Origin of the sequence: Thalassotalea sp. PP2-459 (assembly GCF_001913705.1) — a bacterium.
In the GTDB taxonomy this organism is placed as follows: Bacteria; Pseudomonadota; Gammaproteobacteria; order Enterobacterales; family Alteromonadaceae; genus Thalassotalea_C; species Thalassotalea_C hakodatensis.
Genome location: NZ_MKQD01000029.1, coordinates 11776 through 33707 on the forward strand (window position 1 = coordinate 11776; position 21932 = coordinate 33707).

The 21932-nt window shown below is 39.9% G+C and carries 22 protein-coding genes; 14 read left to right on the forward strand and 8 right to left on the reverse strand.

Annotated features, from left to right (window positions below):
- Positions 1-8: 8 nt before the first annotated feature.
- A complete protein-coding gene (gene hemB, locus BI291_RS05335) occupies positions 9-1031 on the forward strand; it encodes a porphobilinogen synthase (protein ID WP_074496764.1) in 1023 nt (340 codons plus the stop codon).
- Between the two features lie 8 nt (positions 1032-1039).
- Positions 1040-1888 (forward strand): DMT family transporter, encoded by an 849-nt coding sequence (locus BI291_RS05340; RefSeq protein WP_139302565.1) that lies wholly within the window; start codon positions 1040-1042, stop codon positions 1886-1888.
- Here BI291_RS05340 and BI291_RS05345 read toward each other — a convergent pair.
- Together BI291_RS05345 and rhlB are read right to left on the reverse strand one after the other, a co-directional pair.
- Positions 1850-3358 carry a hypothetical protein gene (locus BI291_RS05345; RefSeq protein ID WP_074496767.1) on the reverse strand — a complete coding sequence of 503 codons (1509 nt, stop codon included), beginning with the start codon at positions 3356-3358 and terminating at the stop codon, positions 1850-1852. The genes BI291_RS05340 and BI291_RS05345 overlap by 39 nt on opposite strands.
- A gap of 22 nt (positions 3359-3380) precedes the next feature.
- Positions 3381-4634: an ATP-dependent RNA helicase RhlB gene (gene rhlB, locus BI291_RS05350; RefSeq protein ID WP_074496770.1), complete on the reverse strand. Its 1254-nt coding sequence runs from the start codon at positions 4632-4634 to the stop codon at positions 3381-3383.
- Positions 4635-4860: 226 nt separating this feature from the next.
- Between rhlB and trxA the strand changes: the two genes are divergently transcribed.
- The 4 genes from trxA to fre all read left to right on the forward strand — a co-directional run bounded on the left by trxA (position 4861) and on the right by fre (position 9011).
- Positions 4861-5187, forward strand: a complete 327-nt coding sequence (trxA, locus tag BI291_RS05355) for a thioredoxin TrxA (protein WP_074496918.1) — start codon at positions 4861-4863, stop codon at positions 5185-5187.
- Between the two features lie 188 nt (positions 5188-5375).
- Complete coding sequence (gene rho, locus BI291_RS05360) at positions 5376-6635, forward strand: transcription termination factor Rho (protein WP_074496772.1); 1260 nt, start codon at positions 5376-5378, stop codon at positions 6633-6635.
- Between the two features lie 160 nt (positions 6636-6795).
- Positions 6796-8289 carry a 4-hydroxy-3-polyprenylbenzoate decarboxylase gene (gene ubiD, locus BI291_RS05365; protein ID WP_074496775.1) on the forward strand — a complete coding sequence of 498 codons (1494 nt, stop codon included), beginning with the start codon at positions 6796-6798 and terminating at the stop codon, positions 8287-8289.
- A gap of 26 nt (positions 8290-8315) precedes the next feature.
- Entirely contained in the window at positions 8316-9011 is a 696-nt protein-coding gene (fre, locus tag BI291_RS05370; protein WP_074496777.1) for an NAD(P)H-flavin reductase, read from the forward strand.
- Between the two features lie 27 nt (positions 9012-9038).
- Here fre and BI291_RS05375 read toward each other — a convergent pair whose 3' ends face one another.
- Positions 9039-9722, reverse strand: a complete 684-nt coding sequence (locus tag BI291_RS05375) for a DUF2982 domain-containing protein (protein WP_074496780.1) — start codon at positions 9720-9722, stop codon at positions 9039-9041.
- A 72-nt stretch (positions 9723-9794) separates the two neighbouring features.
- On the opposite strand from BI291_RS05375, the gene arfA reads away from it, so the two are divergent.
- Both arfA and chrA read left to right on the forward strand, forming a co-directional pair.
- Positions 9795-9983 (forward strand): alternative ribosome rescue factor ArfA, encoded by a 189-nt coding sequence (gene arfA, locus BI291_RS05380; RefSeq protein WP_074496782.1) that lies wholly within the window; start codon positions 9795-9797, stop codon positions 9981-9983.
- 97 nt (positions 9984-10080) lie between these two features.
- Positions 10081-11268: a chromate efflux transporter gene (gene chrA / locus BI291_RS05385; protein ID WP_074496785.1), complete on the forward strand. Its 1188-nt coding sequence runs from the start codon at positions 10081-10083 to the stop codon at positions 11266-11268.
- A gap of 210 nt (positions 11269-11478) precedes the next feature.
- Here chrA and BI291_RS05390 read toward each other — a convergent pair whose 3' ends face one another.
- From BI291_RS05390 to cyaY, 5 genes are read right to left on the reverse strand one after another with little or no spacing between them, the layout of a single operon-like run.
- Entirely contained in the window at positions 11479-12699 is a 1221-nt protein-coding gene (locus BI291_RS05390; RefSeq protein WP_074496787.1) for a heme biosynthesis HemY N-terminal domain-containing protein, read from the reverse strand.
- Entirely contained in the window at positions 12696-13940 is a 1245-nt protein-coding gene (locus tag BI291_RS05395; RefSeq protein WP_074496789.1) for a uroporphyrinogen-III C-methyltransferase, read from the reverse strand. The genes BI291_RS05390 and BI291_RS05395 overlap by 4 nt, the downstream gene beginning before the upstream one ends.
- A 4-nt stretch (positions 13941-13944) precedes the next feature.
- A complete protein-coding gene (locus tag BI291_RS05400) occupies positions 13945-14694 on the reverse strand; it encodes a uroporphyrinogen-III synthase (RefSeq protein ID WP_083601912.1) in 750 nt (249 codons plus the stop codon).
- Positions 14684-15613: a hydroxymethylbilane synthase gene (hemC, locus tag BI291_RS05405; RefSeq protein ID WP_074496791.1), complete on the reverse strand. Its 930-nt coding sequence runs from the start codon at positions 15611-15613 to the stop codon at positions 14684-14686. Before hemC ends, BI291_RS05400 begins: the two co-directional genes overlap by 11 nt.
- A 12-nt stretch (positions 15614-15625) precedes the next feature.
- Positions 15626-15946: an iron donor protein CyaY gene (gene cyaY / locus BI291_RS05410; RefSeq protein ID WP_074496794.1), complete on the reverse strand. Its 321-nt coding sequence runs from the start codon at positions 15944-15946 to the stop codon at positions 15626-15628.
- Between the two features lie 109 nt (positions 15947-16055).
- On the opposite strand from cyaY, the gene BI291_RS18410 reads away from it, so the two are divergent.
- The 6 genes from BI291_RS18410 to uvrD are packed head-to-tail and all read left to right on the forward strand — an operon-like array spanning position 16056 to position 21920.
- Positions 16056-16214, forward strand: a complete 159-nt coding sequence (locus tag BI291_RS18410; protein ID WP_175573077.1) for a hypothetical protein — start codon at positions 16056-16058, stop codon at positions 16212-16214.
- Complete coding sequence (lysA, locus tag BI291_RS05415; RefSeq protein WP_074496797.1) at positions 16214-17461, forward strand: diaminopimelate decarboxylase; 1248 nt, start codon at positions 16214-16216, stop codon at positions 17459-17461. Before BI291_RS18410 ends, lysA begins: the two co-directional genes overlap by 1 nt.
- Before the next feature lie 9 nt (positions 17462-17470).
- Positions 17471-18301, forward strand: coding sequence for a diaminopimelate epimerase (gene dapF, locus BI291_RS05420; protein WP_074496800.1), 831 nt, complete (start codon positions 17471-17473; stop codon positions 18299-18301).
- Positions 18298-19017 carry a DUF484 family protein gene (locus BI291_RS05425; RefSeq protein ID WP_083601913.1) on the forward strand — a complete coding sequence of 240 codons (720 nt, stop codon included), beginning with the start codon at positions 18298-18300 and terminating at the stop codon, positions 19015-19017. Before dapF ends, BI291_RS05425 begins: the two co-directional genes overlap by 4 nt.
- Positions 19017-19721 carry an HAD-IA family hydrolase gene (locus BI291_RS05430; RefSeq protein WP_074496802.1) on the forward strand — a complete coding sequence of 235 codons (705 nt, stop codon included), beginning with the start codon at positions 19017-19019 and terminating at the stop codon, positions 19719-19721. Before BI291_RS05425 ends, BI291_RS05430 begins: the two co-directional genes overlap by 1 nt.
- 24 nt (positions 19722-19745) lie before the next feature.
- Positions 19746-21920 carry a DNA helicase II gene (uvrD, locus tag BI291_RS05435; protein ID WP_074496804.1) on the forward strand — a complete coding sequence of 725 codons (2175 nt, stop codon included), beginning with the start codon at positions 19746-19748 and terminating at the stop codon, positions 21918-21920.
- Positions 21921-21932: the final 12 nt, after the last annotated feature.

Here is a 21932-nt window from a genome sequence, read left to right on the forward strand (position 1 = left end):
AATATGATATGAATGGCCAATTTGGCAAATTTCCAGCCCGTCGCATGCGAAGAATGCGTAGAAATTCGTTTTCTCGACAATTGATGGCAGAGCATCAATTAACGGTGAATGATCTTATTTATCCGGTGTTCGTACTTGAGGGTGAGCAGCAGCGTGAAGCGGTCGCTTCGATGCCTGGCGTAGAACGTAAAAGCATTGATTTATTACTAGAAGAAGCGGCTGAGTTAGTTGAATTAGGGGTTCCCGCTATTGCCTTATTTCCGGTAACACCGGAAGATAAAAAATCATTAATGGCCGAAGAAGCTTATAATCCAGACGGCTTGGCTCAACGAGCAGTACGTGCGCTGAAAGCGAAATTTCCTTCACTTGGTGTTATCACCGATGTGGCGCTTGATCCATTCACTGTGCATGGTCAAGATGGCATTTTAGGTGAATCTGGCCTTGACGAAGGTTATGTATTAAATGATGTTACAACAGATATTCTAGTTAAGCAGGCATTATCGCACGCAGCGGCAGGTGCCGACGTGGTTGCTCCATCAGATATGATGGATGGAAGAGTTGGCGCAATTCGTGAGGCATTAGAATCTGAAGGTCATGTAAATACTCGTATTCTCGCTTATTCCGCTAAATATGCCTCGAATTATTATGGCCCCTTTAGAGATGCTGTCGGCTCAGCAGCTAATATTAAAGGAGGTAATAAGCACTCTTATCAAATGGACCCCGCTAATAGCGATGAAGCAATGCATGAAATTGCGCAAGACCTCGAAGAAGGAGCGGATATGGTGATGGTTAAGCCAGGTATGCCCTATCTTGATATAGTTCGTCGAGTGAAAGATGAATTTAAAGTGCCTACTTATGCCTATCAAGTGAGTGGTGAATATGCAATGCATATGGCGGCGATTCAAAACGGTTGGTTAGCTGAGAAACCATGTGTCATGGAAGGCTTACTAGCCTTCAAACGTGCCGGAGCAGATGGCATATTAACTTATTTTGCCAAACAAGTGGCTCTTTGGCTTAAAGAACAGGCATAGAAAAAGTGGTGCATTACCGACAAGCATTTATGGCGCTACACAGTGCAGTGCTATTATTTGCTTTGTCGGGACTGTTTGCGAAGTGGTTAACCTTATCGCCGATTGATATTGTTTTTGGACGTGCATTTTTTGCCTGTATTGCTTTGGGTTGCTTACTTGTTGTCTATCAAAAACATGAGTTATTTACTACAAAATCCAGGCTCTTTGGGCTTTTCATCACTGGCTCTATACTCGCTTTCCATTGGGTCAGCTTTTTTAGCGCTATTCAGGTATCTAGCGTAGCGATAGGATTACTCACGTTTGCTGCGTTTCCAGTATTTGTTGCAATGCTTGAGCCGTGGGTGTTCGCTGAACGGTATAAATTAGCGACCTTAATACAAGCAGCTATCACGGTAATAGGCATCTATCTATTATTGCCAAATGAAGCATATGCTAATAATGCGCTGTTAGGTATTTATTGGGGTTTAGCTTCGGCACTTTCTTTTGCGATCCTAACGCTATTAAACCGAAAATTTGTCGCTGAAGTGAAAGCTAAACAGGTAGCTTTTTATCAAAACGGTTTTGCGGCATTGGTGTTATTGCCGTTTATCGACCTTTTCACCGTATCTATGAATTTGTCTCAGTGGCAATTGCTCATGTTATTGGGGGTTGTATTTACGGCGTTGTCTCATTCCTTATTTAACTTCTCGTTAAAAAGATTAAGTGGTCAAACGGCAAGTATTGCTGTAAGTCTAGAGCCGCTATATGGCATTATTGCCGCGTATTTCTTACTAGGTGAACTTGTTAGTATTCAAATGATGGTGGGCGGGGGTTTTATTTTATTTGCTAATATTTGGGCTATGTACCTTAAGGGATAAACCAATAGCTTTTAAATGATCATTTTCCTGAATGAGTTCATCAGCAATTAAAGGGTGTAAAGTTAACCAAGCTTTAGGTAAGCATAAAGTGATTTCATTATTAGTAGCGCTGCTTTGATAAACCGGTAATACATCATCTTTTCTGCGGCGGCACAAAATAACCGCTATTCTTATAATCGCCAATAAATAACATGCTGTTTGGAAGTCGCAGGCTGATTGAAGTGTTAATAATTGTGGATCAATATCAGCGTTGTACATGGTTACAAGGGCGCAAAGTAATTGTTTATCAGCCTGATCAAATCCGGGAAGTTGGCTATGTTCGATAATATAGGCGCTGTGTTGTTGATGGTGTTTAAACGCTAACAAAAGCCCGATTTCATGTAATTGACATGCGGCAGTTAATAAAGCTAATCCGTTGTCATCGGTTAATGCCCATGACGAGGAAAAGCTCGCATAAAGCTGTTGTGCTTGTGCCAAGATATTATTCGCATGAGGTTGATCAACATGACACTTTTCCATCAAAGAATTGATTGTTCGTTGTCGTAAATCAACTTTCTGGTTGTCGGGTAGCATTTCATATAACAATCCTTCTCGTAACGCGCCACTTGAAAGTTGTAACTGAGTGATATTAAAGCATTCAAATAAGGCAATTAAAATGGCAACTCCGCTAGCAAAAACCGGTTTACGTTCGCTAGTTAGGCCGTCAATATCAATAGCATCGAATCGCTGGTATGTGATTAATTTTTGCTTTATATCGTGTAAAAAACTCGTGGTAATCAATGCAGGCTTACGTTGAAACATAAGCACCTCTGAAAGCGCTTGCATCGTACCTGAACCACCTAATACTTTTTGCCAACCGATTGACTTAAATTCTGAAACAAATGGTGTGATAAGTTGCTTAGCAGCATCAACGGCCTGTTGAAAGTTTTTATCGTTAAGTTGTTGATCTGAAAAATAGCGTTTATTAAAAATTACACAACCAATATTCAGACTAATGACTTTATTAGCGTTGGTATTTTGCCCGACGATTATTTCGGTGCTAGCACCTCCAATATCGAACACTAAGCGGTTTGATTCACCGTAGCTAGTATAGGCAACACCCTGATAAATATAACTAGCTTCTTCTATACCAGTGAGTACACGAATATTTTGGCCGAGTACTTTATTTGCTTGTTTGAGAAATTCGGCTTGATTTGTCGCAATGCGAACTGTAGCGGTTGCCACAATTCTGACGTTTTGTATTGGAATATCTTGTAAGCGCTCAGCAAAAAAACGTAAGCATTCTAAACCTCGCGCGATGGCATCTTCGCTCAAATGGTTATGTTTATCTAAGCCAGAAGCTAAGCGTACCTTGCGCTTTACCTTGTCAACAATTTGCACACTGTTTGCTAATTGGCGCGTAATTAACATATGGAAACTGTTAGATCCTAAATCAATTACGGCGTATAACGGTGAGTGAATTGTTGACATGGTTTTATGCACTTACAATAAGTTATCTTCTGTGGTTGCCCGCCCTGCCTCGGTTTTGACCACCTTGATGAGGCTTTTGACGTCTTTGCCGTGGCTTAGGTTTCGGGAAATCAGTGATAAGTGCTTCGTGATCGTATTTACTAACAGGCAATGAATGATCAATGTAAGTTTCTATGGCGGGTAAATTAAATACGTACTCTTCACACGCTAGGCTTATTGCATGACCTGTAGCACCTGCACGGCCAGTACGGCCAATACGGTGTACATAATCTTCACAATCATCTGGGAGATCATAATTGAACACGTGTGTTACCTGCGGAATATGTAACCCTCGTGCGGCAACATCTGTTGCAACTAATATATCTAAGTGCCCTTCAGTGAAATGTTCAAGAATTTTTAAACGTTTCTTTTGTGGAACATCACCCGTAAGTAAGCCAACACGTATATCATCTGCAATTAAATGATTGTAAATGTTTTCGCAGCTATGTTTAGTGTTTGCAAAAACAATGGCTTTATCAGGCCACTCTTCTTCAAGCAATGTTTGTAATAAGCGCATCTTATCTTCGTTTGAAGGATAAAATAATTCTTCAGAAATACGCGTATTGGTTTTTTGTTCGGGCGCTACTTCAACACTGACTGGGTCGTTCATATGCTCAAAAGCAAGTTCTTTAACGCGGAAAGACAAGGTTGCAGAAAACAGCATGCTTAATCGTTCTGTTGCTGGTGGCATACGCCTAAACATATAGCGAATGTCTTTAATAAAGCCTAAATCAAACATGCGATCGGCTTCATCTAACACGATTACGTCAAGGTTGTTTAAATGATAAGTACCTTGTTTAAAGTAATCGATAAGTCTACCGCAGGTGCCGATTAAAATATCAACACCTTGTTCTAAGGTTTGACGTTGGCTGTCATAGCCTTCACCGCCATAAACAACGCCTAAACGTAGCCCTGTAGATTTAGCCATTTCAATGGCATCACGATGAATTTGAATGGCTAATTCACGTGTCGGCGCCATAATCAAAGCACGAGGTTGATTATGCTCTGTTTTGCCCTTTGAAAGTATGTGGTGGAAAGTGGCAGCCAGAAAAGCGATAGTTTTACCTTCACCTGTTTGTGCTTGCCCTGCAATATCTTTACCTTCAAGTAATACGGGTAATGATTTTGCCTGAATATTTGTGCATTGCTCGAACCCCATCGCAGATAAACCTGCGGTAACTTTAGGGTCAAGGCCTAATTCGATAAATTTTTTATCTGATAAATGTGTTTTGTTCATAGCCGATAAGCTTAACAGGTAAATGTAGTAATAAATACAACCAAGGGTAATAAATCATCACAAAACTGTTAATTATTTCAAGCATTTTACATCCAAATTATGAAAATGACGGTGATTGAGTGTTTAAAATGAATATATGCTATTAATTTTTAGCTATGGTAATTACACTATATACGCGTATAATCTCGATCAATTTGGCGAAGGGCCAGCACAAACGGAGAAAATAATGAGCGATAAAATTGTTCAACTATCAGATGACAGTTTTGAAGCTGACGTCATCAATGCATCAGGTCTAGTATTAGTTGATTTCTGGGCTGAGTGGTGTGGACCTTGTAAAATGATTGCACCATTACTTAATGATATTGCAGATGAATATGCAGACAAAGTAACGGTTGCTAAATTAAATATTGATCAAAATGATGCGACACCGCCTAAGTATGGTATTCGTGGTATTCCAACACTATTGTTATTTAAAGATGGTGCGGTAGCAGACACGAAAGTAGGTGCATTATCAAAAACTCAACTTAAAGAGTTTATTGACGCAAACCTATAGAAGGTTAAGTTGATTTTAGGCTCGCCAATTGCGAGCCTTTTAATTTCTATCATTTGTAACTTTACGCTTTCAATATTTAATGCTAACTTTATAACTCGAAAGAAAATAACATTTCTTCAAATCAAACTCTATTCAAACAACAAGCCAGCAGGCCAACATAAACCGTTAAACAGCCTAAGAACTTCAATATGAATCTTACCGAACTTAAAGAAAAATCCGTCAATGAATTGGTTAAACTAGCTGAATCAATGCAGTTAGAAGACCTTGCTAGAACACGTAAACAAGATATTATTTTTGCAATACTCAAAAAGCATGCTGAAAATGACAATGACATTTTTGGTGGTGGTGTTTTAGAAATACTACAAGATGGCTTTGGCTTTTTACGTTCAGCTGATTCATCATATTTAGCTGGCCCAGATGATATTTACGTTTCTCCGAGCCAAATTCGACGCTTTAGTATGCGTACCGGTGATACCATTGCAGGTAAAATACGCGCACCTAAAAAAGGTGAACGTTACTTTGCATTATTAAAGGTCACAGAAGTCAACTTTGACCGCCCAGAGAATTCACGTAATAAAATCTTATTTGAAAATTTAACGCCGATTCATCCAAATCAGCGCATCACCATGGAACGTGGTAATGGCTCAACTGAAGATATTACGGCGCGAGTGCTTGATTTAGCCTCACCTATTGGTAAAGGCCAACGTGGTTTGATTGTTGCGCCGCCAAAAGCGGGTAAAACGCTATTACTGCAAAACATAGCGCAAAGTATTGCTTATAATCACCCAGAAGCTGAGCTTATGGTGCTATTGATTGACGAGCGCCCGGAAGAAGTAACAGAAATGCAACGCCTTGTGAAAGGCGAAGTTGTTGCATCAACCTTTGACGAGCCAGCCAACCGCCATGTACAAGTGGCAGAAATGGTGATTGAAAAAGCTAAGCGTTTAGTTGAACACAAAAAAGACGTGGTCATTCTGCTTGATTCCATTACCCGTTTAGCGCGTGCTTATAACACTGTTATCCCTTCATCAGGTAAAATTTTAACTGGTGGTGTTGATGCTAATGCCCTACACCGTCCGAAACGTTTCTTTGGTGCAGCACGAAATATCGAAGAAGGTGGTAGCTTAACCATTATCGCTACAGCGTTAATTGAAACAGGCTCTAAAATGGATGAAGTGATTTACGAGGAGTTTAAAGGTACGGGTAATATGGAATTACACCTTTCTCGTAAAATTGCGGAGAAGCGTGTATTCCCTGCTATTCATTTTAATCGTAGTGGTACACGTCGTGAAGAGTTACTGACTAAGCCTGATGAACTGCAAAAAATGTGGATATTACGCAAAATAGTGCATGAAATGGGTGAAATTGATGCCATGGAGTTTATGATAGATAAGCTGGCCATGACAAAAACGAATGACGAGTTTTTTGACTCGATGAAACGTAAATAAAACATTTCCTGTTTACATAAAAAACGCCAGTATTACTGGCGTTTTTTATGCCTAATAGTTTTACTATTGAATAATTTGTTGTGGTTTAAAACGACAAATAGCCAACAATAGTGTAGTATTCGCGCTTTCAAATATTAAACGTGCAACGAAAAAGTAGCCAATGAAATATAGCGACTTACGAGACTTTATTAACCAGCTTGAAAAATTAGGTCAGTTAAAACGGATCAGTATGCCGATTTCAACTGATTTGATGATGACAGAAATAAGTGACCGCACGCTAAGAGCAGGCGGCCCTGCATTGTTATTTGAAAATCCTGAAGGTTATGAAATTCCCGTACTTACCAATCTTTTTGGTACCCCAGAACGGGTTGCATTAGCAATGGGTCAACAAGATGTTGCTGCGTTGCGTGATGTAGGTAAACTACTTGCGATGTTAAAAGAGCCTGAACCACCAAAAGGCTTTAAAGATGCTTTAGCAAAAATACCTGTATATAAACAAGTTTTGAACATGCCGGCTAAGGTGGTGAAAAAAGCCCCCTGTCAAGAAATCGTAATAGCGGGTGATGATGTCGATTTAACTAAGCTACCTATTCAAAAATGCTGGCCAGGTGATGTTGCCCCTCTCATTACTTGGGGTTTAACCGTTACCAAAGGCCCGCATAAATCACGACAGAATTTAGGCATTTATCGTCAGCAATTACTGGGTAAAAATAAAGTGATCATGCGTTGGTTATCACACAGAGGCGGCGCATTAGATTTCCTAGAATGGAAACAAACAAATCCTGGGGAAAAATTTCCAGTATCTGTGGCTTTAGGTGCTGATCCTGCTACTATTTTAGGTGCTGTAACGCCAGTTCCAGATAGTTTGTCTGAGTATGCATTTGCCGGGCTATTACGTGGAAGTAAAACTGAAGTTGTTAGCTGTATTAGTAACGATTTAGAAGTGCCTGCTTCGGCAGAAATTGTCCTTGAAGGCTACATTGACCCAGAAGAAATGGCACCAGAAGGGCCATATGGCGATCATACTGGTTACTATAATGAAGTTGATGACTTCCCCTTATTTACCGTTACGCATATTACTCAGCGTAAATCACCCATTTATCACAGCACCTATACAGGTAGGCCACCAGATGAACCGGCAATTTTAGGTGTTGCTTTAAACGAAGTTTTTGTGCCGATATTACAAAAACAATTTCCAGAAATTGTTGACTTTTATTTGCCGCCTGAAGGTTGTTCGTATCGATTAGCCGTTGTTACGATGAAAAAGCAATACCCAGGTCATGCGAAACGCGTGATGATGGGGGTATGGTCATTCTTACGACAGTTTATGTACACCAAGTTTGTTATTGTCTGTGACGATGATGTAAATGCTCGAGATTGGAAGGATGTTATCTGGGCGATGACAACGCGTATGGATCCTGCTCGTGATACAACCTTGATAGAAAATACACCAATCGATTACTTAGATTTTGCCTCACCTGTTTCAGGCTTAGGCTCTAAGATGGGCATGGATGCAACGAACAAATGGCAAGGTGAAACAGACCGAGAATGGGGTGTACCCATCGTTATGGATGAAACGATTAAAACCGCAGTAGATGAAATTTGGTGTGAACTAGGCATCGAAGAAATAGACAAACAACGTAATGAACAGTAATAGTTACGTTCGATAAAGGTTAACAAATGAAGCAAGTACAGTGTAACGTTGAGTCAATTACCTCATTGACTGAGCATGTATATAAAGTGTTATTGCGACCTGAGCAAAAGGTCGACTTTCTGCCCGGGCAATATTTAAATTTCATCATGGATGAAAATGATAAGCGCCCGTTTTCAATTGCAAGTTCACCAAATAACGAACTAATCGAATTGCAAATAGGTGCCTTTGGTGCTGATAGTTATCCCATGCAAGTGATTGAGCGTATTAAAGCACATGACAATGTATTGGTTGAAATACCATTAGGCGGTGCAGAGCTGCGTCAAAGTAGTGATCGACCCATTATTTTGTTAGCGGGCGGCACAGGTTTTTCTTATATTAAATCTATGTTTGAATATCTTGCTGATACTGACAGCCAACGTGAAGTTTTAGTATATTGGGGCCTTAGAGAACCAAGCGCTTGTTATGAGCTTGAGCAAACAGCAAATACTGTTGAAGGCTTAGCACGCGGTAAATTTATACCTGTTATAGAAACGCCGCATGATGATTGGTCGGGGAGAACAGGTATGGTGCATAAAGTTGTCATGAGTGATATTAAAAATTTAGCAGATTATGACATTTATGTTGCCGGACGATTTGATATGGTGGGTGTGGTGCGAACTGATTTCGTCGCCAATGGTGCTAATATCAATCATATGTTTGCCGATGCATTTGCGTATATATAAATTTTTGTTAGTGACAGATAAAGCCCTTTAGCGGGCTTTTTTTATGTAATGTTCACTGCTTGTTTTACAGTCTCTGAGTAATGCTGCAAATTCGGTGAGTGAGCGATCAATATTACCATCAGTAATGAATAAATGTGCCCCAAGGGCTTGTTTTAATGTCTGACATTGATGTAAAAAGCCAGCAATTGGCCCTTTTATTTGTTCGCCATTATTACATTTGTAGGGTTCGAAGTTAATCACAGCCTGTTCAGGTTTAATTAACTCATTAGCGACACAGTAAGTGACTAACGGTCGTTGTTCATGGATCAAATGATTAGCAAGTCTAACTGATATTCTGTCTTTAAAAGTATCGATGTTATCAATTGCTAAGCCGATATAATTCAATTCATCTAGTACTATGCCACGATCATTAGTTAGCGGCCGTATTGCCAATATTTGCTGCCATTCAAGCTGCCAGTAGCCCTTTCTATGTTGAAATTTCAAGTATTGTGGCGACAAATAAAAGCTGGTTTTAGGCTCTAATAACTTTAATACACCTAAAGTAACGCCTGCGATACTAGCCAGTATCAAGAACATTAAGACAAACCTAGCTTGCTGCCAATAAAACTGGCTGATTAGAGTAATAATGAGCAGTGCAAGTAAGCTTGTTAAGGTGATAAATAACCCATGGCATTTAGCTTTCGGTTTAATGGTGATGATTGGTGATGTCATGTATTAAAAAAATGTATCTTTTTTATGCTTGATATTTTTATAATAGCCATCATTAACCAAAGAGGAAAACTGATGAGTAAAAAAGATAATAAAAATCATACCACTGAGCATGGTCGAGGTGAAATTAAGCATAATTATTTAGCGGCGCTGGTAACTTCAAAAGCGTTTAAAATACAAGTAGTCAAAGCTAAAAAAGGTAAAGGATCTTTTAGCCGTAAAGTTAAGTACCAAGGCCGAGAGTCTTATTTAATGGCAGCATAATTGCTGTTATTAAATAAGGCTCTCTTTTACTGTTGTCATGCTCATGTCATAGAACAAAAGTATAATAAAACGTTTATGTTTTTGGGGTGTTTAAACATTGTGGCAAATATTTAACTCTTTTCTAATACTTGGTTGTATGTCTTTTGGTGGGCCAATTGCTCATATTGGTTACTTTCATCGCACATTTGTTGATGAAAAAAAATGGTTAACTGAACAAGCCTATAGCAATATCGTTGCCTTATCACAAATATTACCTGGGCCAGGTTCAAGCCAAGTGTGTTTTGCTATTGGTTATCAGCGAGGAGGTATTATTGGCGCTATTTTGGCGTTTCTTGCTTTTACCTTGCCTTCTTTCTTACTGATGTGGTTATTTGCAACGACCTATTCTAACTATAGTGAGCATCCTTATTTAGTCACCTTAATTACTGCCTTTAAATTACTTGCTGTGGTGGTGGTGACTGATGCTGTGTACACCATGTTTACTCAGTTTTGTAAATCCAAAGCAACCCAGACTATTTGTTTGATCACAGCGATAAGTTTACTGCTTTTTCCTATTCCGATGAATCATTTACTGATTTTGACGCTATTTGCATTGATTGGGGCGCGATACTTATCATCAGAATCGTTGAGTAAAGCAGAGTTAATCGATAACAGCCGACCAAAAAATTATTACTGGTTGATAGTATTTATTGCGGTATTTTTACTGAGCTTGTTGACATACACACAACCCATATTGTCATTGTTTACTCGCTACTTTCAAGTGGGAAGTTTAGTTTTTGGTGGTGGTCATGTGGTTTTGCCGTTATTACAAACGGCGACTAATGACGTGGTACAAAATGATATTTTTATGGCTGGTTATGCTGCCGCTCAAGGTGTGCCTGGGCCAATGTTTACCTTTGCAAGTTTCTTAGGTGCTATAGAAATTTCATCTGCACCCATGCTCGGAGCATTAACAGCCACTCTTGCTATTTTTTTACCAGGCTTTTTATTAATGGCTGCTTTTTTACCTAATTGGCAACGTCTTGCGACACATAAAAAAGTTGCAGGCGCTATTATCGCGATTAATGCGGCAGTGGTTGGATTGCTCATCAGTGCGCTTTATCAACCACTCTTTGTTAGTGCAGTGAATTCGGCAACTGACTTTGCTTGGGTTGTTGCGGGAATATTGCTGTTAAAAGTATTGAAGTGGTCAATATTACGTTTGTTGTTCCTTGCTGTGGTTAGTGCGATATTAGGATCTGTTGATCTTTCGCGTGTATTTTTGCAGCCGTTTATTGGTATTTAGACAAGGCATTGCGATGAATATGTGGTTTTTCCACATGAAAAAACAATAACGACGTATAAATGACAAAAAACGCTGCTCTCTGGGTTCAGCTAAACGCTCTTTCTTCATCGTTGTTCGCACTTTACATGGAGTAACCATGCGTCATTGCTCACGCCTTGAACAAAAAGCGTTTAGTTCGAACAAAACTTAATCTCGAAAGAACAACAGACCCTAACCACTTATTTTTAAAGTGTTATCAACATCAGAAATAGAAATTGCTTTTTTTAATGCTGATATCGCTTGTTCAGGTCTATTAAGCTGTTCTAATACGTGAGCGAAAGTCGTGAGATCGAGTGTATCTACTGGTTGTTCAAGGTGTAGGCGGGCATTAAAGGCTTTTTCAGCCATTTCCCACTGTTGATCCATTGCTGATAAATGAGCGAGTGCTGTTAACCATTTTGCGTTTTTCGCATCATGGTGTAAATGTTTTTGCACCGCTTGAATTAATGCATCTACTTGCGTTAGCGGTAACTGCCTTATCGCATAAATGAACTTATCATTCGCGCCCTTTTTAACGGTTGGTAATAATATGTCGGTCAGTGGTTTATTGATGCGATTTGCAGCTAATACTTGGCAATAGGCAAGTAAAACAGTTTCTTCTTGTTTAACCTTACGAGGTAAGTTATTCCAATAATTATTTAATGCCTGCTGGTTTTCTTTGGTAATTTTTTGATGAAAAGCCCCTGAAAATGCAGCTTGTTGCCAACTGTTTATTTGCTGCTGTGTAAAGTGTTTACTTTTTTGTGCTTTATTTAATTGTTCAACCACGTAAAAAAAGCGTTGTTCGATCAAGCTTAAATCGAGTTCCAATGCCAATAAACGGTCATCGTGACCAATAAATTTATGATATTTGTCGATAAGTGTTCTTGCGCTGGAAAATTCTTGATGGTTTAACAATAATTTTATCGTGATTAAGACTGACTCTAATCCTGTTTCTTTAACGTCGAGTTGATCGCCATTTATTTGCTGTAAATAATGTTTTGTGTTGTCCGGTAATCCTTGTAAGTTAGCTGCATTTGCAGCCATTAAGTAGGCAGTTTCGGTAAAAGGGATGCTATCAGCAGATTTAACTAATAAATGTTCAGCCTGTTTATTATCGCCTAATACGTAAGCGGCAATGCCTTTTTGAAAGTTGCGTAACGCCCGTCGTTGACCAGAAAATCTAATTTTATGCCAAGCAGAAAAGCTTAATGATAAGCCGCCGCGCAATAACTTCAGAGTAATCAATAAGCTAATAAATAAAATTATGATAGCAATTAGGGCGGTAACAACCGTTGATTCAATAGTGTAGTCGCCCATGGCAACTAAAATGTACCCTTTTTCACCTATAAGAACAGGGCTGAGTGCAACTGCAGCAAAAAATAAAATAAGCGCTAAAATAAGGCGTTTCATATAACGTCTCCGTGTTGTTCGCTAATATCGTTTTGCTGTTCCTTTTGTTGTGTAGGTGAGTTTAGAGGTGTTTGTGGCTGAGGAAGCGTTTCAAGCTCAGGTTCACTCATGTGTTGCTTAATTGCTTCTAGTGATTGCAAACTACTTGGCAGCTCAAATTCGATGGTTTCATTTTTAAGCACCTGTAACGCTTGATTAAATTTTATTGTTTTTGATTCATTGGTGTCAAAGTATGTGAGTAACCACGATTGTGCTTTATTTAACGATGCCAAATATAGCGTGTTATTTTCTTTACTTGCTGCCCATTGAGCTTGTTGTAAAGTCAGCGATAAATTTTCTTTCAAGTTTTGTTGATGAGCAGGTGACATTAGCGGCTCTACTTGGCCACTACGTCGTCTAATAGTGATAAAATCTTGTTTAAAACGTTGCCAAGTTTTGGCTAGATTTTCACGCCAATCAGCAGTGTTGTTTGAAAGCGTTAAGTCTTCTTCGCTTTCAATTGGCTCCGGAATGTCAGCCATTGCTAAGGGTAATTGTGCAATTTGCTCCTCTAAGGCCATTAACGTTAATGTTACTTCTTCTGTGGTTAATTCAGGCACCAGTTTTAACGCTTCAATATCGGCTCTGATTAATTGTCTAATCGATAAGAACTCAGCAGAATCTAACGCTTTTAGGCGTTCATCGGCGTCTTTTAGTAAGTTAATTGCTGCTTGCGTATCTCGCTCAAACCAGATAGTTCTACTCGCAATACGAATTAAATAGTTTGCTTCATGTAAAAGCCAATCTTCTGGTGATGATTGTTCTAATCGAGAGATCTGAGCATTTAATTGTGCAATACGGGCGTCGTGTTGTGCCGTTATTTCTGCTAATGCGCTGGTAAGCTGCTGCTGAGAATCAACCTGCTGTTGACGCAGAAGCTGTGTGACTTGTTGGCCAAACTGCTCGTTGTTTTGTTGTATTTGCGTGTTTATTGCCGTTTTTTGCTCAGATGCATGTTGTTGATGCCAATAAAATAAGGCTGCTACACCTGCAATGGTGAATAAAGACAATAAAAGTGAGACAAGTGCTGTTTTTGAAATAGGCTGCTTAGGGGAAGCCAAGGAAGTACGTGCACTAGTTCTAACGGGATTGCTTGGCGAATCCGTAGGTTTATTAACGTGAGCGTTTTTTTTAGTAGGTTGCTCAGTGCTTTTAAGTGTGCTGTCAGGCGTATTTTTATCAGAAGATGATGAGTCAGTCATAGGGTTATTCCATGCCTTTTAATGTTGTCACAATGGCGTTATCACTGGCGCCGTTACTGATCAATATATTGCGTAAGCCTAATGCACTAGCTGTATTTGCTACGCGTTTACTGGGCACAATATACGTGCAATGCTGCGTCCAATAATCATCCATTGGTTTGAGAACATCAACCATGCGTATTAATTGTGATTCACTAGTGATGACCATAGCGTTAATTTGCTTATTTTTCCAGACTTTGTCTTGTTCTGCGGCAATATTAAGCCAATTTCGTTGATAACTTTCAAAATAATCTACGTTAGCCCCACGCTTAATTAATGATTGTGCTAAATGTTCTCTACCGCCGTCCCCGCGTATAATTAATACATGTTGATTCACAACCTTTTCTGCTGCAAGTTCAGGTAATGCTAGCATACCTTCACTGTTGTGTTGTGTTGGACATATTGCTTGGTAACCGAGGTTTTTCAGACATTGTTGAGTTTTTTCACCTACGGCAATAATAGAGGTAACTTGCATCAGCCAATGAGATAACGCATAGCTATTATGTGCAGACTCAACCGCTGCTTGGCTAATAAAAATAACAATATTGGGTTGAAACGTGTTGATTAACGACTCAAGCTGCGTGCCATCACCTTTATCTTGATATTCAAGTAATGGCTGACATAAATTATTGATACCCGCTGAATTAAGCGCCTGTTGTAATTGCCAACAGGCGGGTTCAGGGCGGGTATTTAGCACATACAGGTTACTGTTCATATACCTGTTTTAAAATGTTGTCAGCACCTTGCGCGAGTAATTTCTCGGCTAAAGTATTGCCTAATGATTCGGCTTGGTCGGCTTGTCCGGTAACTTCATCACTGATGATTTTACTGCCGTCTACCGCGCCGACCAATCCGCGTAAATAAATTGTTGAACCTTCAAGTGTCGCGTAGCTCCCAATAGGGACCTGACAACCACCCTCTAATTTAGCATTCATTGCACGTTCGGCTAACACTCTAGTACGTGTTTCTGCGCATTCTAAAGGCGCCAATAATGCCTTAACGTGTTCATCGTCTGTTCTACATTCAATGCCTACAGCACCTTGACCATTGGCGGGTAACATGACTTCTGGCGCAATGTATTGACGAATGCGGTCTAACATTTTTAATCGAATTAGACCTGCTGAGGCTAATACGATAGCGTCAAACTCTCCAGCATCGAGTTTAGCAAGACGGGTGTTAACATTGCCACGTAAGCTTCGAATAACGAGATCAGGACGCATCGCTCGTAATTGGCTTTCACGGCGTAAACTTGACGTACCTACAACAGCACCTTGTGGTAATTCTTCAACGCTATTGACAGTATTTGAAACGAACGCATCGCGAGGATCTTCACGCGGACAAATAACTTCCAGACCTAGCCCCTCAGGAAACTCAACGGGCACGTCTTTCATTGAGTGAACGGCAATATCCGCTTTGTTTTCTAAAATTGCCACTTCTAACTCTTTGATAAATAATCCTTTACCGCCAACTTTCGCTAAGGGCGTATCTAAAATAATATCACCTTTTGTCGTCATAGGTACAAGTTCAACAGTAATGTTTTGATGAAAATGTTCAAGTTGAGCTTTTACATACTCTGCTTGCCAAAGTGCTAAAGCACTTTTTCGTGTGGCGATACGAATGATAGGTTGTGTCATGCGGGATCCTAATTATTGTGCGCTTAAAGTCACGTGTGCGTCTGCTTGTTTAGTTACAGCGTCTGAGATAAATTGCCAAAATTCACCACCACCGCGTTTGTCGATCCATTGTTCATTGTCATAGTGAAAATGATGACCGTTAAATTTGGTAGCAACCCAAATTTCATGCAATGGCGCTTGCTTATTAATGATGATTTTACTGGCATTTTTGAAGGTTAACGTTAGCATACCACCAACACCTTCATAATCGATATCAATACCGCAGTCTTCTATCGCTTCTTCAAGTGTCAGTAATAGGTCGTCTGCCATTAAATTGTACTGTGTATCGTTCATTGAGTGGTCCTTTTATTGAATCGAAAAAATTAGTCTTCGATTCGTTGGTAATTGATGGTCATGAGATTATAAAACGTCTATCATGGGAAAAAAATCGAATTAATCAAAAATGCGTAAACAAAATTCAATTATTTTCGGTGGCTTACTCTCAATAGTGTTGTTTTCCGGCTGTGGAATGCCTGGTCCTTTATACCAAGAATCAAACGAGAAAAAAACACAGTCTAATACTGTTATTGAGCAACCGGTAGAAAAACAGGAACAACAATAGTGGATTTTTTTAATCGTCGCTCGGCGCAGTTATATGCCGAAGATTGTGCCGTTGCTGAATTAGCGAAAAACTACGGCACACCTTTATTTGTCTATTCTAGGGCAACCATTGAACGTCATTGGCATGCCTTTGATAACGCTGCGGCGGGTCGAAAGCATTTGGTCTGCTATGCGGTAAAAGCCAATAGTAATATCGCGGTGCTGAATATTTTAGCGCGATTAGGATCAGGCTTTGATATTGTTTCAAAAGGCGAGTTAGCACGCGTGTTAGAAGCCGGCGGTGATCCTGCTAAAGTGGTTTTTTCGGGTGTTGGTAAAAAAGCGGATGAAATAGCCTACGCTTTAGAAAAAGGCATTTATTGTTTTAATGTTGAATCAGAAGCTGAGCTTGCGCGTATACAGCAAGTCGCACAATCAATGAATAAAATCGCACCTATTTCTTTGCGGGTGAATCCTGACGTTGATGCCGGCACGCATCCCTATATTTCTACAGGGTTGAAAGAGAATAAATTTGGCGTAAGTATTGATGATGCCTACCGTATTTATGCACACGCAGCTACTTTGTCTCACATCAATGTGAAAGGTATAGATAGTCATATTGGTTCTCAGCTTACCGAAATAGCCCCGTTTTTAGATGCCCTTGATCGCGTGTTGGTTTTAGTTGATAGCTTGGCTGAGCAGGGTATAACACTTTCTCATATTGATGTCGGTGGTGGCCTAGGTGTGTGCTACCAAGATGAGCAACCGCCTCATCCTCAACAATATGCAGAAGCTATTGCAGAAAAACTTTCTAACAGAGATATTACACTTATTTATGAGCCCGGCCGTGCAATTATGGCCAATGCTGGCATTTTAGTGACTGAAGTTGAGTTTTTAAAAACCAATCAAGATAGACATTTTGCGATTGTTGATGGTGCAATGAATGACCTTATTCGTCCTGCGTTATATCAAGCTTGGCAAGCAATCATACCCGTGATAAAGCACAATAACGTTCCGAAAAAAAATTATGATGTAGTTGGCCCAGTGTGTGAAACGGGGGATTTTCTCGGTAAAGATAGAGCATTGGCTATTGAAGCGGGTGATTTACTTGCCGTTCGATCGTCAGGTGCCTATGGCTTTACCATGAGTTCAAATTATAATAGTCGACCAAGAGCCGCGGAAGTGATGGTAGATGGTGACAAAGCATTTGTTATCAGGCAGCGCGAGTCATTAGCAAGTTTATGGCAGGGAGAAGCCTTGCTTCCTTAAGAGAGCTAGATGTTAGTAAATTTTTCAAAAATGCATGGGTTGGGTAATGATTTTTTAGTGCTCGATAACGTGACACAAAATGTGTATTTACCTAATGAGCAAATCAAAATGCTCGCTGATCGAAACTTTGGTATTGGCTTTGACCAACTACTGATTGTCGAGCCGCCATACGATCCTGATTTAGATTTTCATTATCGCATTTTTAATGCTGATGGTAGTGAGGTTAGCCAATGTGGGAATGGAGCCAGATGCTTTGCCCGTTTTGTTAAAATGAAAGGGCTAACCGGGCGTAATAAAATTCGTGTATCTACGCACTCAGGTAAAATGACGCTTTTTATAGAACGTGATGGTAACGTGACTGTCAATATGCCAGTTCCGCAATTAGAGCCGAGTAAAATACCTTTTACTGCTCAAAAAGCAGAAGGTACTTACATCTTACGAAGTGACGAAGAAACGGTGCTTTGTGGTGCTGCGTCAATGGGTAACCCGCATTGCGTGCTAACTGTTGACGATGTTTCGAAAGCGCCAGTTGAGTACTTAGGCGCGCGCTTGGCAACTCATGATCGCTTCCCTCAAGGAGCAAATGTAGGGTTTATGGAGATTGTTTCTCCTGAATTCATTAAATTACGCGTTTTTGAGCGAGGATCCGCAGAAACATTAGCTTGCGGCAGTGGCGCATGTGCTGCTGTTGTTGTTGGGCAAATTCAGAAAAAACTCGCCAAACAAGTCACCGTGCAATTACCTGGTGGCAAATTAAAAATATACTGGAAAGGCCCCGGTAGTCCTGTAAAAATGACAGGACCAGCGGTGCATGTTTTCGATGGACAAATTCATATATGAGTAAACATGAAACCTCAATTACTGCTGAAAACTCAACAGAAAACTTAGTGGTACCAGATGTCGATATACAATTAACCGATGAGTTAATTGTGACCTATTTACAAGATAACCCAGACTTTTTTAATCGACAGCCAGATTTAGTCGCTCAACTACGTTTATCAGATCCTCACCGAGGCGCTATTTCACTCGTTGAACGTCAACAGTTGGCATTACGCACAAAAGTACAAACGTTAGAAGAAGAAATTACTCATTTGATGTCAGTAGCGAATCAAAATGAACAACTATTTTCTTTATACAGTGATTTATATCTACGCTTACTCGATTGTGAAACCGCAGCAGAGTTATTAAATTGTTTGCGCCAAGCAACGACTGAATTATTATCTTTAAAGTCATTAAAGGTATGGCTTGTAGCACCTTATAGTTTTGAGCATGATTGTCTTATAGAGCAAGATTGTCAGGAAATTTTGGATAATAGATTACAGGCAGAAGATTATTATTTTGGTCGTATTCAACAGCGTGAACAGCAAATGGTTTTTGATCAAGCCTGTGAAGGCTCGGTTGTCATGATTAAATTAGAGCATCACGAAAAAGTGATAGGCTTCATTGCCATCAGTTCTCAAGATGCGGATCACTTTGAGCCAAGAATGGATACCTTACTATTGAACCAATTTAGGAAGTTAGTGGCTAAATTATTGGTGCAACTCCAGGCAAGTTAATGCGTTATAACCGTCGTTTATTGCCTTTTAAGGCCATTAGTTTTGACCTTGATGATACGTTGTATCATAACGCTCCAGTGATGTTAGCGACTGATGAAAAAATGCAGCAATACTTCGCTGAATTGCTACCTGATGGCCAGTATGGCTATCAGTATTGGTTTCGCTTTCGTCAGCAAGCGTTATTAGATAATGCCGAGCTAATACATGATGTTGGCGAGTTAAGGCTAGTGAGTTATCGTTTAGGCTTAATGGCGCTAGGTTTTGATAAAGCGCAGGCAGAAACGATGGCGCAGCAGGCGCTTCAATACTTTGTTGAACAACGTAGCAACTTTGTTGTGCCTGACGCTGTACATGAACTATTATCAAAACTAGGAAAGAAATGGCCTTTAATCGCGATTTCTAATGGAAATGTAGATACAAGGGCGATTAATCTGGCACAATATTTTTCCTATATTTATCATGCAGGCCAAGGTAATAAACAAAAGCCTTCTGCCGATATGTTTGCAAAAACTTGTCAGCAATTATTAATTAAGCCTATTGAACTTTTACATGTTGGTGACTGTGGCATTAACGATATTATTGGCGCTGCCCAATTTGGCTGTCAAACCGCATGGGTATCGACTTATGATGTTGGTCAGCCAATTAAGCAACTAGCAACGCTAGAGTTGCGACATATCACCGAATTAAGCCGTTTAATTAATTAACACCTTTACAACGAGAGACACCCTATGGATGTATCTGAACTATTAGATTCACTTAATGATAAACAACGTGAAGCGGTAGGCGCTCCGTTACGAAATATGCTGGTGTTAGCAGGCGCAGGTAGCGGGAAAACACGAGTATTGGTACAGAGAATTGCATGGCTTATGCAAGTTGAGAAAGTATCGCCGCACAGCATTCTTGCTGTTACATTTACCAATAAAGCGGCGGCTGAAATGCGAGCACGAGTTGAACAAATGGTAGGTGGCAATATCCATGGTATGTGGATCGGTACCTTTCATGGGCTAGCACATCGATTATTGCGTATGCACTTTCAAGAGGCTAACTTACCGCAAAGCTTTCAAGTGTTGGACTCTGACGATCAGCTGCGCTTAATAAAACGTATTTTACGCGCGTTAAATCTTGACGAAAAACGTTGGCCAGCAAAACAAATGCAATGGTATATCAACGGCAAAAAAGATGAAGGGCTACGTGCTAAACATATTGAAACCCATTACGATCAAACAGAAGAAACCTTTGTTAAAGTTTACCAAGCGTATCAAGACGCCTGTGATCGTGCTGGGTTGGTAGATTTTGCTGAATTATTACTACGTGCACATGAACTTTGGTTGCACCATCCGATTCTGTTACGGCACTATCAACAGCGATTTTCTCAAATTTTAGTGGATGAATTTCAAGATACCAATGCGATTCAATACGCCTGGTTAAACTTGCTTGGCCGAGAGCAAAGCAATGTGATGATCGTGGGGGACGACGACCAATCAATCTACGGTTGGCGTGGTGCGAAAATAGAGAATATACAACGATTTTTAGATGATTTTACCGGCGCTGAAACCATACGTTTAGAGCAAAACTATCGCTCAACTGCCAATATTTTAACGGCTGCAAATAAGTTAATTGATAACAATAACAATCGCTTGGGGAAAGACCTTTGGACACAAGGTGAACAAGGGGAAAAAATTGCTATTTATACTGCCTTTAATGAAATAGATGAAGCACGTTTCATTGCTGGCAGAATAGAGCAATGGCGAAGTGATAACGGTGATTTAAACAATGTAGCTATCTTATATCGTAGTAATGCGCAGTCGCGTATTTTGGAAGAAGCATTACTTCAAGCGAATTTACCCTACCGTATTTATGGTGGTTTACGCTTTTTTGAACGCCAAGAAATTAAGGATGCATTAGCTTATTTACGGATAATTAATAATCGAGATGATGATGCAGCGTTTGAGCGTATTATCAATACCCCAACACGAGGTATTGGTAATCAAACGTTATCGTTAGTACGCGATGCTGCACGTAGTTTGCAAATGACCATGTGGCAAGCATGTCAAACTATGTTGGCAAGCGATCAGTTAAAAGGCCGTAGTGCAAAGGTCATTAACGTGTTTGTCGAACTGATCGATCAACTTGAAGATGAATCACAACATTTAGATTTAGATCAACAAGCAAACTTTGTTATTCAACACAGTGGCTTAAAAGCGATGTATCAAGCTGAAAAAGGCGAACGAGCAGAAGCGCGTATTGAAAACTTAAATGAATTAGTTACTGCTTGCCAAACCTTTGAAGTAGATCCTGAACTTGAACAAGAGCAAAGTGAACTGACGAGTTTTTTAACCCATGCCGCGCTAGAATCTGGTGAAGGACAAGCCGATGAATTTGAACATGCAGTACAGCTAATGACAATGCATTCTGCTAAAGGGTTAGAGTTTCCTTTAGTGTTTATTGCTGGCTTGGAAGAAGGCATGTTTCCTTCGCAACAGTCATTAGAAGAAATTGGTCGTTTAGAAGAAGAGCGACGTTTATGTTATGTTGGTATGACACGGGCAATGGAAAAGTTATATTTATGTCATGCAGAAAGCCGTCGCTTATACGGACAAGAAAAAATTCATCCGGCAAGTCGGTTTTTACGTGAATTGCCAAGTGATTGTGTAGAAGAAATACGAATGCAAAACCAAGTTACTCGCCCTAAATCTTCTGGCCGGTTTGCTAATACCATTTCGTTAGAAACATTCGAGGGAACTGGCTTTAAGTTAGGACAATCTGTTGTCCATCAAAAATTTGGTGAAGGTGTTGTGTTAAATTATGAAGGTAATGGCGCTCAAAGTCGTGTTCAGGTAAATTTTGCAGAAGTCGGTAGCAAATGGCTGGTAATTGCCTATGCTAATTTAAAAGCATTATAAATTTAGGTAAGT

Bases quoted from the DNA above. Each gene is read 5' to 3' on its own strand.
- BI291_RS05430 (WP_074496802.1), top strand. From the start codon at position 19,017: ATGCGTTATAACCGTCGTTTATTGCCTTTTAAGGCCATTAGTTTTGAC.
- BI291_RS05345 (WP_074496767.1), bottom strand. From the start codon at position 3,358: ATGTCAACAATTCACTCACCGTTATACGCCGTAATTGATTTAGGATCT.
- rhlB (WP_074496770.1), bottom strand. From the start codon at position 4,634: ATGAACAAAACACATTTATCAGATAAAAAATTTATCGAATTAGGCCTT.
- hemB (WP_074496764.1), top strand. From the start codon at position 9: ATGAATGGCCAATTTGGCAAATTTCCAGCCCGTCGCATGCGAAGAATG.
- BI291_RS05400 (WP_083601912.1), bottom strand. From the start codon at position 14,694: ATGAACAGTAACCTGTATGTGCTAAATACCCGCCCTGAACCCGCCTGT.
- trxA (WP_074496918.1), top strand. From the start codon at position 4,861: ATGAGCGATAAAATTGTTCAACTATCAGATGACAGTTTTGAAGCTGAC.
- BI291_RS05390 (WP_074496787.1), bottom strand. From the start codon at position 12,699: ATGAAACGCCTTATTTTAGCGCTTATTTTATTTTTTGCTGCAGTTGCA.
- arfA (WP_074496782.1), top strand. From the start codon at position 9,795: ATGAGTAAAAAAGATAATAAAAATCATACCACTGAGCATGGTCGAGGT.
- BI291_RS05425 (WP_083601913.1), top strand. From the start codon at position 18,298: ATGAGTAAACATGAAACCTCAATTACTGCTGAAAACTCAACAGAAAAC.
- rho (WP_074496772.1), top strand. From the start codon at position 5,376: ATGAATCTTACCGAACTTAAAGAAAAATCCGTCAATGAATTGGTTAAA.
- uvrD (WP_074496804.1), top strand. From the start codon at position 19,746: ATGGATGTATCTGAACTATTAGATTCACTTAATGATAAACAACGTGAA.
- dapF (WP_074496800.1), top strand. From the start codon at position 17,471: ATGTTAGTAAATTTTTCAAAAATGCATGGGTTGGGTAATGATTTTTTA.
- BI291_RS05395 (WP_074496789.1), bottom strand. From the start codon at position 13,940: ATGACTGACTCATCATCTTCTGATAAAAATACGCCTGACAGCACACTT.
- BI291_RS05375 (WP_074496780.1), bottom strand. From the start codon at position 9,722: ATGACATCACCAATCATCACCATTAAACCGAAAGCTAAATGCCATGGG.
- fre (WP_074496777.1), top strand. From the start codon at position 8,316: ATGAAGCAAGTACAGTGTAACGTTGAGTCAATTACCTCATTGACTGAG.
- cyaY (WP_074496794.1), bottom strand. From the start codon at position 15,946: ATGAACGATACACAGTACAATTTAATGGCAGACGACCTATTACTGACA.
- BI291_RS18410 (WP_175573077.1), top strand. From the start codon at position 16,056: ATGCGTAAACAAAATTCAATTATTTTCGGTGGCTTACTCTCAATAGTG.
- ubiD (WP_074496775.1), top strand. From the start codon at position 6,796: ATGAAATATAGCGACTTACGAGACTTTATTAACCAGCTTGAAAAATTA.
- hemC (WP_074496791.1), bottom strand. From the start codon at position 15,613: ATGACACAACCTATCATTCGTATCGCCACACGAAAAAGTGCTTTAGCA.